Annotated in this window: 14 protein-coding genes; 8 read left to right on the forward strand and 6 right to left on the reverse strand. The window is 73.8% G+C overall.

Annotation, left to right across the window (positions count from 1 at the left end; all coding sequences use genetic code 11):
• Window positions 1-68 precede the first annotated feature (68 nt).
• The 4 genes from ACIO5E_RS11485 to ACIO5E_RS11500 all read left to right on the forward strand — a co-directional run bounded on the left by ACIO5E_RS11485 (window position 69) and on the right by ACIO5E_RS11500 (window position 4293).
• Window positions 69-1169 carry an alpha-hydroxy acid oxidase gene (locus ACIO5E_RS11485; RefSeq protein WP_400666104.1) on the forward strand — a complete coding sequence of 367 codons (1101 nt, stop codon included), beginning with the start codon at window positions 69-71 and terminating at the stop codon, window positions 1167-1169.
• 49 nt (window positions 1170-1218) lie between these two features.
• Complete coding sequence (locus tag ACIO5E_RS11490; RefSeq protein ID WP_400666106.1) at window positions 1219-1995, forward strand: class I SAM-dependent methyltransferase; 777 nt, start codon at window positions 1219-1221, stop codon at window positions 1993-1995.
• A gap of 67 nt (window positions 1996-2062) precedes the next feature.
• Entirely contained in the window at window positions 2063-2998 is a 936-nt protein-coding gene (locus ACIO5E_RS11495; RefSeq protein WP_400666108.1) for an alpha/beta hydrolase, read from the forward strand.
• Window positions 2995-4293 (forward strand): PLP-dependent aminotransferase family protein, encoded by a 1299-nt coding sequence (locus ACIO5E_RS11500; RefSeq protein ID WP_400666110.1) that lies wholly within the window; start codon window positions 2995-2997, stop codon window positions 4291-4293. Before ACIO5E_RS11495 ends, ACIO5E_RS11500 begins: the two co-directional genes overlap by 4 nt.
• 70 nt (window positions 4294-4363) lie before the next feature.
• On the opposite strand, the gene ACIO5E_RS11505 is transcribed toward ACIO5E_RS11500, so the two are convergent.
• From ACIO5E_RS11505 to ACIO5E_RS11520, 4 genes are all read right to left on the reverse strand, one after another.
• Window positions 4364-5128 carry an ABC transporter permease gene (locus tag ACIO5E_RS11505; RefSeq protein ID WP_400666112.1) on the reverse strand — a complete coding sequence of 255 codons (765 nt, stop codon included), beginning with the start codon at window positions 5126-5128 and terminating at the stop codon, window positions 4364-4366.
• Window positions 5129-5150: 22 nt separating this feature from the next.
• The gene (locus ACIO5E_RS11510; protein WP_400666113.1) at window positions 5151-6125 is read right to left on the reverse strand and encodes an ATP-binding cassette domain-containing protein; all 975 of its coding nucleotides are present in this window, start codon (window positions 6123-6125) and stop codon (window positions 5151-5153) included.
• Window positions 6126-6272: 147 nt separating this feature from the next.
• Window positions 6273-7472 carry a glycosyltransferase gene (locus tag ACIO5E_RS11515; RefSeq protein WP_400666115.1) on the reverse strand — a complete coding sequence of 400 codons (1200 nt, stop codon included), beginning with the start codon at window positions 7470-7472 and terminating at the stop codon, window positions 6273-6275.
• A complete protein-coding gene (locus tag ACIO5E_RS11520) occupies window positions 7469-7768 on the reverse strand; it encodes a hypothetical protein (protein WP_400666117.1) in 300 nt (99 codons plus the stop codon). Before ACIO5E_RS11520 ends, ACIO5E_RS11515 begins: the two co-directional genes overlap by 4 nt.
• Before the next feature lie 142 nt (window positions 7769-7910).
• On the opposite strand from ACIO5E_RS11520, the gene ACIO5E_RS11525 reads away from it, so the two are divergent.
• From ACIO5E_RS11525 to ACIO5E_RS11540, 4 genes are all read left to right on the forward strand, one after another.
• A complete protein-coding gene (locus ACIO5E_RS11525) occupies window positions 7911-8843 on the forward strand; it encodes a 3-oxoacyl-[acyl-carrier-protein] synthase III C-terminal domain-containing protein (protein WP_400666119.1) in 933 nt (310 codons plus the stop codon).
• Window positions 8844-8931: 88 nt separating this feature from the next.
• A complete protein-coding gene (locus ACIO5E_RS11530) occupies window positions 8932-9222 on the forward strand; it encodes a phosphopantetheine-binding protein (protein ID WP_400666121.1) in 291 nt (96 codons plus the stop codon).
• Window positions 9223-9226: 4 nt separating this feature from the next.
• Window positions 9227-10006, forward strand: a complete 780-nt coding sequence (locus ACIO5E_RS11535) for a hypothetical protein (RefSeq protein ID WP_400666123.1) — start codon at window positions 9227-9229, stop codon at window positions 10004-10006.
• A gap of 161 nt (window positions 10007-10167) precedes the next feature.
• Entirely contained in the window at window positions 10168-11898 is a 1731-nt protein-coding gene (locus tag ACIO5E_RS11540) for a condensation domain-containing protein (protein WP_400666124.1), read from the forward strand.
• 48 nt (window positions 11899-11946) lie between these two features.
• Here ACIO5E_RS11540 and ACIO5E_RS11545 read toward each other — a convergent pair whose 3' ends face one another.
• Both ACIO5E_RS11545 and ACIO5E_RS11550 read right to left on the reverse strand, forming a co-directional pair.
• Complete coding sequence (locus tag ACIO5E_RS11545; RefSeq protein WP_400666126.1) at window positions 11947-12714, reverse strand: hypothetical protein; 768 nt, start codon at window positions 12712-12714, stop codon at window positions 11947-11949.
• Window positions 12711-13343, reverse strand: coding sequence for an RNA polymerase sigma factor (locus ACIO5E_RS11550; protein WP_400666128.1), 633 nt, complete (start codon window positions 13341-13343; stop codon window positions 12711-12713). Before ACIO5E_RS11550 ends, ACIO5E_RS11545 begins: the two co-directional genes overlap by 4 nt.
• Window positions 13344-13546 lie beyond the last annotated feature (203 nt).

Here is a 13546-nt window from a genome sequence, read left to right on the forward strand (position 1 = left end):
CAATGTGGTTGTTGCTCCTACGCTGCCGAACCGGGGCAGGCCCACGCGTGGCCGCCCAGGAATCGAGGATGCCCGTGGGAGAACTCACGCTGGCCGGGATCGAGCGCGCCGCGCGCGCCCAACTTCCCCCGGAAATATGGGACTTCATCGAAGGCGGCAGCGGTGCGGAGCGCACCATGGCGGCGAACCGTCAGATGTTCGCACGCTATGCACTGCGCCCGCGCACGATGGTCGACGTCTCGGCCTGCTCGCCCGGGCGCACCCTGCTCGGCGCGCCGCTCGGCCTGCCGGTCGGGATCGCCCCGATGGCCTATCACCGACTGGTCGACCCGGAGGGCGAGACCGCCACCGCGCGCGCCGCCGGCCGGGCCGGGGCGCTGCTGGTCGCCGGGATGTTCGCCAGCCGCACCCTGGAGGAGATCGCGGCCGCCGCCACCGGCCCGCTCTGGCTCCAGCTGTACTGGCTGCGCGAGCGCGCCGCGCTCGCCGCCCTGGTCGAACGCGCCGAGGCGGCAGGCTACTCCGCGCTCGTCCTGACCGTGGACGCCCCCCGGATCGGCCGCCGCCTGCGCGACCTGCGCAACGGCTTCGCGATCCCGCCCGCCGTCCGCGCGGTCAACCTGGACCCGGCCCTGATGTCCGCCAGCCACCGTGCGACCGGCGGGGGTTCGGGCATCGCCGAGCATGCCCGCGAACAGTTCGACCCCACCCTGACCTGGTCCGACCTGGACTGGCTGCGCGCCCGCACCCGGCTGCCGCTGGTCCTCAAGGGCGTGCTGACCGCCGAGGACGCCCGCCTCGCCGCCGAGCACGGCGTCGACGCCGTGCTGGTCTCCAACCACGGCGGGCGGCAACTCGACGGCGCCCTGCCCTCCTTGGCCGCCCTGCCCGAGGTGGTCGACGCCGTGCCCGCCGATCTGCCGGTCCTGCTCGACGGCGGGGTGCGCACCGGCGCCGACATCGCCGTCGCCCTCGCCCTCGGCGCCCGCGCCGTCCTGGTCGGCCGCCCGGTGTTCTGGGGCCTGGCCACCGAGGGGGAGGCCGGCGTGCACCGCGTCCTCGACCTGCTGCGCGAGGAACTGGAACACACCATGGCCCTGTTGGGCCGCCCCCGGCTCGCGGACCTCGACCGCACCGTCCTCGCCCCCTGGCCCGGTCCGGTCGGCTGAACCGCGCACCGCCCGCAGCACGTTCCACGTTCTAGATGGAGAACACCAGATGACCGAACAGAACGACCCCTTCCCCGACTGGGACTGGGACGACCCCGACGGCCTCGCCACCCGCCTGGACGCCTTCAGCGCGCAGGTCGCCACCTGCGACAAGCTCGAAGCGCGCCCCGGCGGGCTGCCACGCGACCACGCCGGGTTCCGTGAACTCGGCCTCACCGGCATCGAGTTCGCCGCCTTCCGGACCGCGCACCCGGATGGCCTCGGCACCGACCTCGCCACCCTGCAGGGCCCCGGGGCCGCCACCGAACCCGGCACCCTCTACCGGGTCGACGGTGACCGCTGGTTCACCCAGCTCGACATCGGCCGGCCGCTGCCCTTCGCCGACGCCAGCGTCGACTGGGTCTACGCCGAGCACCTGATCGAGCACGTCACCATGCCCGTCGCGGTCGGCTGGCTGCGCGAGGCCCGCCGCGTCCTGCGCCCCGGCGGCGTGCTGCGCCTGACCACCCCGGACCTGGCCCGCTACCTGGTCGGCTACGCGACCGGCGACACCTTCCTCGCCAAGCACCGCCGCCGCCTCGCCACGCTCGGCTTCGGCCCGCCGATGCCCGCCCGCCCGGCCTTCCTGGTCAACCAGATCTTCCGCTACTACGGGCACCAGTGGATCTACGACCTGGACGAGCTGCGGCACGTCCTCACCCTCGCCGGCTTCGACCCCGAGCAGATCCGCCACTGCGCCTACCGCCAGGGCGCCCGCCCCGACGTCGCCGACCTCGACACCGCGTTCCGCACCGACGAGACCGTCTACGTCGAAGCCGACCGCTAGTCCGACCGGCGGGATCAGTCGGACGGGCCACCGTCCGCCGCCACCTCCGTACCGAACGGGACCAGCCATGCCCCTGCACCCCCAGGCCGAGGCCCTGCGCGCCCGGCGCGCGAGCAGCGGCGCACCGCCGCTCTACACCCTCACCCTGGCCGAGGCCCGGGCCGCCGACCTCGCCGACATCCGCGCCGCGGCCGGCCGCCCGGAGCCGGTCGCCGCCGTCGAGGAACACCGCCTTCCCGGCCCCGGCGGCGAACTCGCCCTGCGGCTCTACCGGCCCGAACCGCCCGGCCGCCCACTGCCCGCCCTGCTCTACCTCTTCGGCGGCGGCTGGGCCCTCGGCTCTCCCGACACCAGCGACGCGATCTGCCGCCGGCTGACCAACGCGGTCGGCTGCGTCACCGCCTCCGTCGGCTACCGGCTCGCCCCCGAACACCCCTTCCCCGCCGCCGTCCACGACTGCCGCGCCGCGCTCTCCTGGCTCGCCGCACACGCCGGCGAGCTCGGCGTCGACCCCGACCGGCTCGCCGTCGGCGGCGACAGCGCCGGTGGCAACCTCACCGCCGCCCTCACCCTGATCGCCCGCGACGAGGACGGCCCGGCCCTGCGCCACCAGCTGCTCGTCTACCCCAACACCGACCACGGCGCCGACACCCCCTCGCTGCGCGAGTACGACGACCCGCTGCTCTTCAACCGGCGCTCGGTGGCCTGGTACTGGGGCCACTACCTGGCCGACCCCGCCGACGGCGCCCACCCGCACGCCTCCCCGCTGCGCTCCCCCGACCTGGCCGGCCTGCCGCCCGCGACCGTCATCACCGCCGAGTACGACCCGCTGCGCGACGAGGGCGAGCAGTACGCGGCGGCGCTGCGCGCGGCCGGCGTCCCGGTGGAGACCCGCCGCTACGCCGGGATGCCGCACGGCTTCTTCGCCATGACCGGCACCCTGGACGCGGCCGCCGACGCCCAGCGCCACGCCGCCGAGCGGCTGCGCGAGGCCCTGCGGTGAGCGCGCCCGAACCCCTGCCCCTGGCCGAACTGCACGCGAGCCTGGCCGACCCGCTGCTGGACGCGATGACCTTCCTCAACGAGGTCACCACCCGCTACCCCGACGCGGTCTCCTTCGCCCCCGGCCGCCCCTACGAGGGCTTCTTCGACCCCGAGGACGTCCCCGGCTACCTGGACACCTACCTCGCCCACCTGGCGGCGCGCGGCCACGACCGGGACGCCGTACGCACCGCGCTGTTCCAGTACGGCCCCACCAAGGGGATCATCGCCGACCTGGTCGCCCGCACCCTCGCCAACGACGAGGGCCTGGCGGTGGCCCCCGAGGCCCTGGTGCTCACCGTCGGCGCCCAGGAGGGCATGCTGCTCACCCTGCGCGCGCTGTGCGCCGGTCCGGACGACGTCCTGCTGGTCAGCTCGCCCTGCTACGTCGGCGTCACCGGCGCCGCCCGGCTGCTCGACCTGACCACCCTCCCGGTCCCCGAGGGCCCGGGAGGCGGCCCCGCCCCGGAGGCCGTCCGCGCCGCCGCCCGGGCCGTCCGGGCCGAGGGCCGCCGCCCGCGCGCCCTCTACGTCGTCCCGGACTTCGCCAACCCCTCGGGCACCAGCATGCCCGTCGCCGCCCGCAGCCGACTGCTGGACGCGGCCGCCGCGGAGGGCCTGCTCGTCATCGAGGACAACCCGTACGGCTTCTTCGCCCGCGACCCGGGGGAGCGGCCGACGCTCAAGGCACTGGACCGCCGCCGCCAGGTGGTCTACCTGGGCTCCTTCGCCAAGACCTGCTTTCCCGGCGCCCGCCTCGGCTACGTCGTGGCCGACCAGGAGGTGGCCGCCCCCGGCGGGCGGCGCACCCTGCTGGCGGACGAACTGGCCAAGCTGAAGAGCATGACGACGGTCAACACGCCCGCGCTCAGCCAGGCCGTCATCGGCGGCATGCTGCTGCGCCACGACTGCCGGCTGCGGGAGGCCAACGCGAGTGCCACGACCCACTACGCGGCCGGCATGGACACCCTGCTGCGCGAGTTGGACCGGCACTTCCCGGCCTCCGAGCGGCGCCGTCTGGGGGTGTCCTGGAACCGGCCCGAGGGCGGTTTCTTCGCGGTGCTGACCGTCCCGTTCGCCGCCGACGACGCGGCGATGGAGCGCTGCGCCCGCGGGTACGGGGTGCTGTGGACGCCGATGGCGCCGTTCTACCCGGCGGGCGGCGGCGAGCACCGGCTCCGACTCTCGATCAGCTCGCTGACCCAGACTCAGATCATCGACGGGGTGGCCAAGTTGGCGGCGTTCATCACCGCCTGAGCGGCGCACGGCGCGAAGCGGAGGGGCCCGGCTCGCGAGCCGGGCCCCTCCGCTCCGCGCCCGTGGTGCCTCAGCGCACCCGGGTGGAGAACAGCCGGGCGGACCAGTACACCGACAGGACCGTCATCACCGCGACGACCAGCAGGCCCTGCCAGACCACGCTGTCCCCGACATGACCGGAGAACAGCGCGCGCATGCCCTCCACCGCCCAGTAGAAGGGGTTCCACCTGGCGGTCTGCTGCAGCCAGTGCGGCGCCAGGGTGAGCGGCAGCAGCACCCCCGACAGCAGCGCGATCGGCTGCGCGATGGTGTTCACCACCGGGGCCATCGCCGCGTCGGTCGGCACCATCAGCGCGATGCCGAAGGAGATCGCCGAGGTCATCAGCGCCAGCAGCCCGAGCAGCAGATAGGCGAGCAGCAGGTTCAGCGGGCTCACCCGCAGACCGAACGGCAGCGCGATCAGGGTGATCAGGACGGCCTGCACCAGCAGCGCCACCATCTCCCGCAGCGCGCGCCCGAGCAGCAGCGCCAGCCGGCTCACCGGGGTCACCCGGGAGCGCTCGATGATGCCGGCCTTCAGTTCGCCGAGCAGGCTGAAACCGGTGAACAGCCCGCCGAAGATGCACAGCACCGCCAACAGGCCCGGCACGTACACCTGGTAGGCGTCGGCGTAACTGCCGGCGCCGTCGGGGGCGAGCACCTTCTTCAACAGCGGGGCGAACAGCAGCAGGTAGAACACGGGCTGGATGATCCCGACGGCGATCCAGATCGGGGTGCGGATCATCAGCAGCACCTGGCGCTGGAAGACCAGCCAGGTGTCGCGGGCGAGCTTCATGGTCTCCCCAGGAGTGGGCGGGTCAGGACTGCTGGAGCGAGCGGCCGGTGCGGGCCAGGAACACGTCGTCCAGGCTGGGCCGTTGGAGCTGGACGGTGCCGGGTGTCACGCCCGCCCCGTCCAGGGCGCGCAGCAGCTGCGGGATGGCCGCCGCACCGTCCTCCAGGTAGAGCCGCAGTCCGTCCTCGCCATGCACCTCCAGCCGGTGCAGGTACGGCTGCGGGCGCAGCACCTCGGCCGCCCGCTCGGCGACGCCCTCGCCGGGCTCCAGCCCGACCAGCACGACGTCGCCGGAGATCTCGCGTTTGAGCGCCTCGGGCGTGCCCTCGGCCACCACCTGGCCGTGGTCGACGATCGCCACCCGGTCGCAGAGGGCGTCGGCCTCGTCGAGGTAGTGCGTGGTGACGACGACGGTCATGCCCTCGGTGCGCAGCCGGCGGATCTCCTCCCACACGTACGCCCGGCTGGCCGGGTCCAGCCCGACCGTGGGCTCGTCCAGGAACAGCACCCGTGGCTCGTGGATGACGCCGAGCGCGATGTCCACCCGGCGGCGCTGGCCGCCGGAGTACGTGGCGCACGGCCGGTCGCCGAAGTCGGCCAGGTCGAAGGCCTTGAGCGCGCTCTCGGCAGCCTGGACGGCCTGCGCCTTGGCGGCGCCGTACATCCGGGCCTGGAGGATCAGCTCCTCGCGTGCGCTGACGGTGTCGGTGGTGCCGCCGCCCTGGGCGACGTAGCCGATCCGGCGGCGCACGCCGGCCGGGTCGGTGAAGAGGTCGGCCCCGGCGATGCCGGCCTGCCCGCCGTCCGGGCGGATCAGGGTGGCCAGCATGCGCAGGGTGGTGGTCTTCCCGGCGCCGTTGGGCCCGAGGAAGCCGTAGATCTCTCCTGCGGAGACGGACAGGTCGATGCCGCGGACGGCGTCGACGGTGGGGTTCTCGCCGCTCTTGCGGGAGGTCTTCTTGCGATAGGACTTGCGCAGTCCCGTGGTCTCGATCAACCGAAACTCCCGTGCGGGGATGGGCTGCCACGGCACCCGGGAAGGCGGTGCTCGGCACCTGCGAAGGCGGTGCTGCGCGCCACCCTAGGGTGAACCCCGGCCCGGAAACAATGGCCTAGACCAATGGACGTGTGATCTTCCGGTCTGCTAAAGGGGGCCTGCTCGACGGCCCGCCGTCAGGGCGTCCGGGCGGCCCGCGGCCAGCTCCTCCAGCCGGTCCGCCGCGGCCGCCGCCCCGCCGCCCGCGCGCAGTGCCTCGCCGACCCGAACCGCGTTGCGCCGGTATCCGGTCGTGTCCAGGACGGTCCGCAGGGCCTGGGTCAGCCGCTCCGGCGTGACCCGGGCGAACGGCACCCGCAGCCCCGCCCCGGCCGTCGCGACCTGCGCCGCGACGAACGGCTGGTCGTGCCGGATCGGCGCGGTCACCAGCGGCAGGCCGTGCGTCAGCGCCTCGCCCACGGTGTTCATCCCGCCGTGGCACAGCACCGCGTCCAGCGTGCCGCGCGCCATCAGCTCCAGCACCGGCGCCCGGTCCACCGCGACGGCCTGCGGCGGCAGTTCGGGCAGCAGCTCGCTCGGGGCGGCGAACACCGGCTGGACGTCGTCCCCGCACAGCTCCAGCGCCCGGGCGGCCCGGGCGTGGAAGTCCGCGCCCAGCTCGCCGGCCAGCGTGCCCATGGTGACCAGGACCCGCCGGCGCCCCGGCAGCAGCCGGTCCCACGGGAAGTGCGGATCGGCCGGCCGGGTGGCCGGCAGCACCGGGCCGACCAGCGCGTACTGCGGGGGCGGCGAGACGTCGCCGGTCAGCGCGGGCCCGGTGGTCGCCAGCACCAGGGCGGGGGAGAAGCGCGGGTCCAGGTACTCCTGCCCGGGCAGCTTGGCGCGCTCCCACAGCCCGCGCAGCAGCCCCGTCATCCAGGCCTCCACCTGCGGCAACGCCCGGTACGGGCGGCCCAGTTCCATCGCCCCGGGGGCGAAGCTCGCCCACGGCAGGCCGTGCCGGTGGGCGACCAGCGCGCCCGCTGGGGTGTGCTGGTCGACCAACAGGACGTCCGGCCGGAACTCCCGCACGATCGCGTCCAGCGGCTTCGCGGTGAACCGCGCGTACGGGACGATGAAGCCCTCCCAGAGCGAGCGCAGCGCGGCGAGCCCGTGCCCGCCCTGAGCCCGGAACGCCCGGGTGCCGGTGCCGAGGACGCGGGCCTCGGGGCCGAGCAGCGGGCGCAGCACCGACTCGGTTCCGGTCCAGGCGACCTCGTGCCCGCGCGCGGTCAGCTCGGCGGCGATGCCCGCCGCGGGGTTGACGTGGCCGGTCAACGGCGGCATCACCACCAGGAAACGGGTCATCGCGCATCCTCCTCGGGGAGCAGTTCCTGCAGGTCGGCGACGGTCAGCGACTCCAGCGCGGCCAGGTCCAGTCCGGCGCGCAGCCCGGCCAGGTCGGCCGTCGGGCCGAAGCGGACGCGCAGGTGCTCGGCGAGCGCGGCCAGTTCGCACTCGTCGAGCAGCAGGTCGCCGTCCAGCCGGGCTTCCGGGGTCAGCAGTTCGGCCCAGCCGGGCGGCGCCCCGGCGGCCCGGGCGATCAGCGCGACCAGCTCGGGGTGCAACGGCGCGACGGGGTGGGGCGGTTCACGGTCGGGCATCAGAAGGTCTCCCACCTGCTCGACGGCACGGGGGTGAACGCGTCGGCCCCGGAGGCGGATTCGTCGGCCTCGGGGGCGATCGCGACGGAGAGGGGCCCGAGATCACTTGTGCGACCAGGCGGGCGTCGGAATACTAGCCCGCGTGACAGCACTGGAGGCAGTGGCCGTTCACCTCCCCCCGCACGCCGTGCCCATCGAGGCGGTTGGTGAGCGGATCGGCCTGACCCCACGTCAACTTCGTCTCTTCCGCCGCTTCCACGGCCTGGACCAGCTGCGTCTGGATCCGACCGGGACGCTGCCCGACCTGCTGGAAGCCGCCCTCGACAACCTGTCTGAGCTGCGCGGACGCGAGCGGCACGTCCGCTACGTGATCCACGCGCGCAGCATGCCGGTGGCGGTGCCCTACCCGCTCAACCCGCTGCACGACCTGCTGGCCGGGCGCGGACTCGCGCACGCCAACGCGTTCACGGTGACCCACCACGCGTGCGCGGTGGGCCTGCTGGCCATCGACCTGGCCGGCCGGTTGCTCGCCGCCGACCCCGACCCGGAGGCGCTTGCGCTCATCCTGGCGGGCGAGAAGACCTTCACCAAGGACGCCCAGGTGGTGCCCGAGACCGGGATCTTCGCCGAGGGCGCGGCCGCCTGCCTGGTGCGCGCCGACGGCGAGCACCACCGGGTGCTCTCCTTCGCGGTGCGCCAGCGCCCGGAGTTCGACGGCCGCTTGGCCGAGGACGCGGACCTGCTGGCCCGCTACCAGCGCGAGTACCCGAACGTGATGGTGGAGGCGATCGAAGCCGCCCTGGAGGAGGCCGGTCTGGACCTCTCCGACCTGGCCGCAGTGCTTCCGCACAACGTCAACCAGGCGTCGTGGCGGATGATAGCGCGCCGGATCGGCTATCCGCTCGACAAGGTGGTGCTGGACAACGTGCTGTCGGTCGGGCACAGTTTCGCTGCAGACAGCCTCATCAATCTTCACACCGCCACCACGCGGGGGCTGCTCCGCCGCGGCGATCACTACCTGATCGCCGCCGCCGGTGTCGGAGCCACCTTCTCCGCGATGGCGGTCCGGTGCTGACGACCCGCCGGTAGCCTCGTCGGCCACTTCCACGCCAGACCACTCCCACGCCAGAACACTCTCCCACGTACGACGGGACGGGACACCCATGTCAGAACCTGTGGTCCAGACCACTGACCCCGAGCTGCGCGAGCGGATCCGCCACGGCATCGGCGAGCTGCTGCCCCGCGTCCTCAAGCGTGAACTGCCCGAGATCCCGGAGAACGCCTGCCTCTTCGACGACCTCGGCCTCACCTCCGCCGGCACCATCGAACTCATCCTGGAGCTGGAGGAGTCGCTCGACATCCAGGTGGACGTCGAGCAGATCACCGAGGACGACCTGCGCTCGGTCGCCAACCTGGCCGACTACGTCGCCGGGCACGTCATCCCCGAGGACTGACCGGGTGGCCGACCACGGCCTGCGGATCACCCGGGCGATCGCGAGGCGCTTCGACGGCCGCTCGGAGACCTCGCTCGACCCGGACCTGCGGGTGTTCGTCTCCGACCTGGTCCGTCCCTACGGCCTGCCGCTGCGGGAGGATCTGCTGCGCGAGGGCGTCGGCCACTCCTACGAGGAGCTGGCCGAGGGCCTGTTGCGCGAGATGCTCGCCGACGGTGAGCCCGTCGACCTGCTGATCCTGGCCTTCGACACCCCGGACGTCCGGCCCGGCGCGCCCTCCTCGCTGGCGCTCAGCCGGGCCTGTCCGGGCACACCGCTCGCCTTCGCGGTCTGTGACCAGGGCTCCGCGGCCGCGTTCACCGCGCTGCGCCTCGCGGCGGACTACCACCGCACCGGGGCCTGCCGTCGGGCGGTCATGGTGCTCGCCGAGCAGACCGCGCTGCATTACGAACCGGCCGGCCAGGTGACGCTCCCGGAGCGGCACGGCGTGGTGGTGTTGGTCTGCGAGGAGGCCCCCGGGCCGACCATGACGATCCATCAGATTCCGGCGGCCGAGCCGCCGGACGTGGCACTGCGGATGCAGACCGAGGGGCTCGGGTCCGACGCGGCTCGGGTGCTCGGCCCCGGGCTGGACGGTGCCGAGGGTTCGGCGGCCCAGCCGTTCACCGGGGTCTGGGCGGAACTCGCCGAGCGGCTGCCCGGATGGCAGGCGCAGGGGCGCCCCGTGCTGGTCGCCGGGCTGGACCGCAGGCTCGGCGTGCTGAGCATGCTGACCCTCGCGTAGTTGCGGTCGGCGATGGGCTAATACATGTCAACTTTCTTTTATTGTAAGAGATTGACGATATATCAGTTTCTATTTGGTCTGGACCAATGTGCGAGGTCGCTGATAGCGTCCCGATCACACCCCGCTGAGTCCTTCCCGGCGAGCCGAAAGGCGCGTACGACGTGATCCCGTACCGCGAGACACAGACCAGCCGGCGGATCGAGGTCCGGTACGCGGCCCCGGGCGGCGGCTCCGGGCCGCTCACGCTCGGCCAGGACAACATGATCCGGTGCATCCGGCGTGACGCCCCCGAGCAGATCAACAAGGAATCCGCCTGGCCCGTCCCGGACGGCACCTCGGTGTCGGCCGGGCTGGCCGCGCTGCGCCTCCTCGTCGAACGGCACGAGTCGCTGCGCACCTCCTTCCCCGCGGGCCCTGGCGCGGACGGCTTCCCGGAGCGCCAAGTGGTGCACTCGGAGGGCCGGTTCGCCGTCACCGTGGTCGAGGCCGGCGGCCGTGGTGAGGTCGAACTCGACCGGTTGGCGGCGGAGGTGGGCCAGGCCGACGTGACCGTGGCGTTCGACCTGGACGCCGCCCCACGGCTTCGCCTCACCCTGGTCGCCGACGGGGAGCGGCTGCTGCGGCTGGTCGCGGTGGTCTGCCACGCGGGAGCCGACGGCGCCGCCACCGCGGTGCTGATCCAGGACTGGTTGGCCCTCGCCGCCGGAAAGGACCTCCCGCCGGTCACCGCCCCGACCCCGCTGCAGATCGCGGGTGCGGAACAGGGTGCGCAGGGTCGCCGCAAGTCGGCGGCCGCGCTGCGGCATTGGGGGCGCATCCTCGCGGCCGGCCCGCAGGTGGTCTTCGCCGACTCGCGGATCACCGGCCCGCCGCGCGACCTCTCCGCCGTCCTCGTCCGCTCGCAGGGCGCCGCCGAGGATCTCGCCACCGTCTGCCGCCGCACCGGCGCGAGCCCGTCCGTCGTCCTGCTCGCCGCCTTCGCCGCCCTGGTCGCCCACCGGGCCGGCCGCACCGACTTGGTGATCTCCGCGCTCTCCGCGAACCGCCAGCGTGCCGCCCTGGTCGACCACGTCGGCACCCTCGCGCAGGACGCCCTGATCCTGCTCGACACCGGGGCGGCCGACCTCGACCAGCTGATCGGCCGGGCCAAGTCCGCCTCGCTGAGCGCCTACTGGCACGGCACCCTGGACGCCGAGCGGGTCTGGCGGATCGTCGAGGACTGTGCCCACCTGCGCGGCGGCCGCTTCCCCCGCCAGGTCGTGGTCAACGACCTGAGCCTGACCATCCCCGCCGCCGTCGCCGACGCCCAACCCGCCCCGGCCGCCGACCCGGAGCTGACCCGCGTGCCCGCCCCGCCGCTGCCGGTCCGGCTGATGTTCACCATCCTGCGGATCACCGGCAGCCTCGACTTCGCCCTCATCGCCTGCCCGCAGGTGTTCGACCCGGACGAGACCGACCGGTTCGCGCGGGCGCTGCTCGCCGTCCTCGCCGCCGCCGCCCGCAGGCCGGTTCCGCTTCGCGAACTGCCCGGACTCGCGAAGGTGCCGCCCCCCGAACGAAGCGGTGAGTGGCGGCTGATCGACGGCTCCTGGATCGATCTGGCGGCCGTCCGCGCCCTGCTGGAGACCGCCCTCGGCGCCCGGGCGGACATCGAACTGTCCCTGGACGACGGAGTGTTGACCGCCCGGCTGACCGCCCGGCCGCTGGTCGGGGGCGACGGACTCACCCCGGTCGTCGCGCACCGCGCGGTGGTCGCCGAACTCTCCGGCCGGGACACGGCGATGGCCCCGCACCACTACATCGTCCGGCGCGCCGGCCCCGGGGCGGAGCACGTCACTTCCGGCAGCGGCCGCGACCCGGAGATCGCCGCCCGGCAGGCGGTGCTCACCTGAAGGGCCGGGCTCACCTGAAGGGAGGAGCGCGGGCAGGCGCGGGTGGCATCACTCCAACGGGTCCTCGCCCTCCCCGCGAACGTCCCACGAACACGCGGACGTCGCGCCCGAGGTGAGCCCCCACGGGCTCGGCACCTCCTCCTCGTCCCCCTGCCGCGGCAGCCGGTCGATCACCGCCACCAGCCGCGGCGGAAGTTGCGGCGCCAGCCCGTGGTGGACCCGGGACAGGATGTCGCGCCGCACGTCGTCCGGCAGCAGCGGCCTGCTCATCCGCAACGGCCGTGACCCCGGAGGGCGTTCGGCCGACGCCAGTTGGTCGGACCAGGCCCGCCAGTAGTCCGCGTCGTCGTTCTCGCCGAGCTTCAGATGGTGCAGGTGCAGGCAGTACGCGGCCGTCCCGCACCCCGAGCCCGCGGCGAAGCGCCACCAGAACTCCGCGCCCTCCTCCCGCCCGGTGGCGTACAGCAGCGCGGCGAACACCTCCGCACCCTCGGGCTGGATCCGCCGGGCGTTCACCAGCAGGTCGAGCCCCCGGGAGGCGTCCGGCGCGCCCAGCACCAGGGCCACCACCAGGCCGAGTTCGAAGGCGGCCTGCTCGTGCTCCGACGACAGGTGCGTCGGCGCCGCCGTCAGCCGGGCCTGGCGCAGTGCGGCGATGCGTTCGGCGTGCGCGCGCTCCGGCCGGGGCACGTGGAACGCCGCGCGCCCCCGGTCGCTCTCGTGCGCCCCATCGTTCGGGTGCGCCTCATCGTTCGCGTTCGCCCCGTTGAGCGAGTCCGTCCCGTCGAGCGGGTCGGTCTCGGGGTGGGCCGTCACAGCTCACCCGTGTGGTCCGGCAGTTCGCCCACCCCGAGCCGGCGCGCCAACCGTTCCCGCGCGTGCCGCAGGTTGGAGTGCACCGTCGCCACCGGCCGCCCCAGGTACGCCGCGATCACCTTGACGTGCAGGCCGAGCAGGTAGCGCAGGATGATCACGTCCCGCTGTCGGTCCGGCAGTTCGAGGATCGCCGCGTACAGCCGCACCTCGTCGGCCTCGCTGTGCAGCAGCCCGTTCGCCACCTGCTTGAACGCGCCGATCACGGCCGCGAAGGTGACGGCCTCCACGGTGACCGGCTCCTCGGCGGCCACCCAGTCGGAGACGTGCCGGTTCGCCAACCGCCAGGCGTACGCGGCCGGTTCCTCGAACCGCAGGATCTGCGGCCAGCAGCGGGCCAGGTCCGTCTTCACGGCCTCGACCACCAGCGCGGCGTCCGCCTGGCCGCCTATCCTGGTCAACGCGAGCGCGTACCAGGCGGGTTCATTCGTCTCGCAGAACGCCGCGTAGGCGAGGTCCCGCCGGAGGCCGAGGTCGCCGCCGAACCCCCGGTCCGCCCCCGCCGTTCCGGTGCGCTCCACCGCCGGCCCTTCCAGGTGCCCGCGCACGGGGGCGCCCCTGTCGATCGTCATCGAGCCTGCTTTCCGTGGCCGCCGACTGCTCGCCGGGCCACCCGAGGGTCGGGCTGTCTGCGCCTATCCTCATTCCATCAGGCCTGTCACTCCAGGCTGCCCACCGAATACGGACTGTCATCTCGTAGGATCTACCGACTAGTTGTGGCGCGGTGACGGCGATTGGCGCACGGATACGCTGGGCACCGATCGGCAGGTGCCCG

The organism is Kitasatospora sp. NPDC087314, assembly GCF_044744365.1.
GTDB lineage: Bacteria > Actinomycetota > Actinomycetes > Streptomycetales > Streptomycetaceae > Kitasatospora.

What these genes read in the sequence shown, in the direction of transcription:
- ACIO5E_RS11485 (WP_400666104.1), top strand. Translation starts at nt 69, where the DNA reads ATGCCCGTGGGAGAACTCACGCTGGCCGGGATCGAGCGCGCCGCGCGC.
- ACIO5E_RS11490 (WP_400666106.1), top strand. Translation starts at nt 1,219, where the DNA reads ATGACCGAACAGAACGACCCCTTCCCCGACTGGGACTGGGACGACCCC.
- ACIO5E_RS11495 (WP_400666108.1), top strand. Translation starts at nt 2,063, where the DNA reads ATGCCCCTGCACCCCCAGGCCGAGGCCCTGCGCGCCCGGCGCGCGAGC.
- ACIO5E_RS11505 (WP_400666112.1), bottom strand. Translation starts at nt 5,128, where the DNA reads ATGAAGCTCGCCCGCGACACCTGGCTGGTCTTCCAGCGCCAGGTGCTG.
- ACIO5E_RS11515 (WP_400666115.1), bottom strand. Translation starts at nt 7,472, where the DNA reads ATGACCCGTTTCCTGGTGGTGATGCCGCCGTTGACCGGCCACGTCAAC.
- ACIO5E_RS11520 (WP_400666117.1), bottom strand. Translation starts at nt 7,768, where the DNA reads ATGCCCGACCGTGAACCGCCCCACCCCGTCGCGCCGTTGCACCCCGAG.
- ACIO5E_RS11530 (WP_400666121.1), top strand. Translation starts at nt 8,932, where the DNA reads ATGTCAGAACCTGTGGTCCAGACCACTGACCCCGAGCTGCGCGAGCGG.
- ACIO5E_RS11550 (WP_400666128.1), bottom strand. Translation starts at nt 13,343, where the DNA reads ATGACGATCGACAGGGGCGCCCCCGTGCGCGGGCACCTGGAAGGGCCG.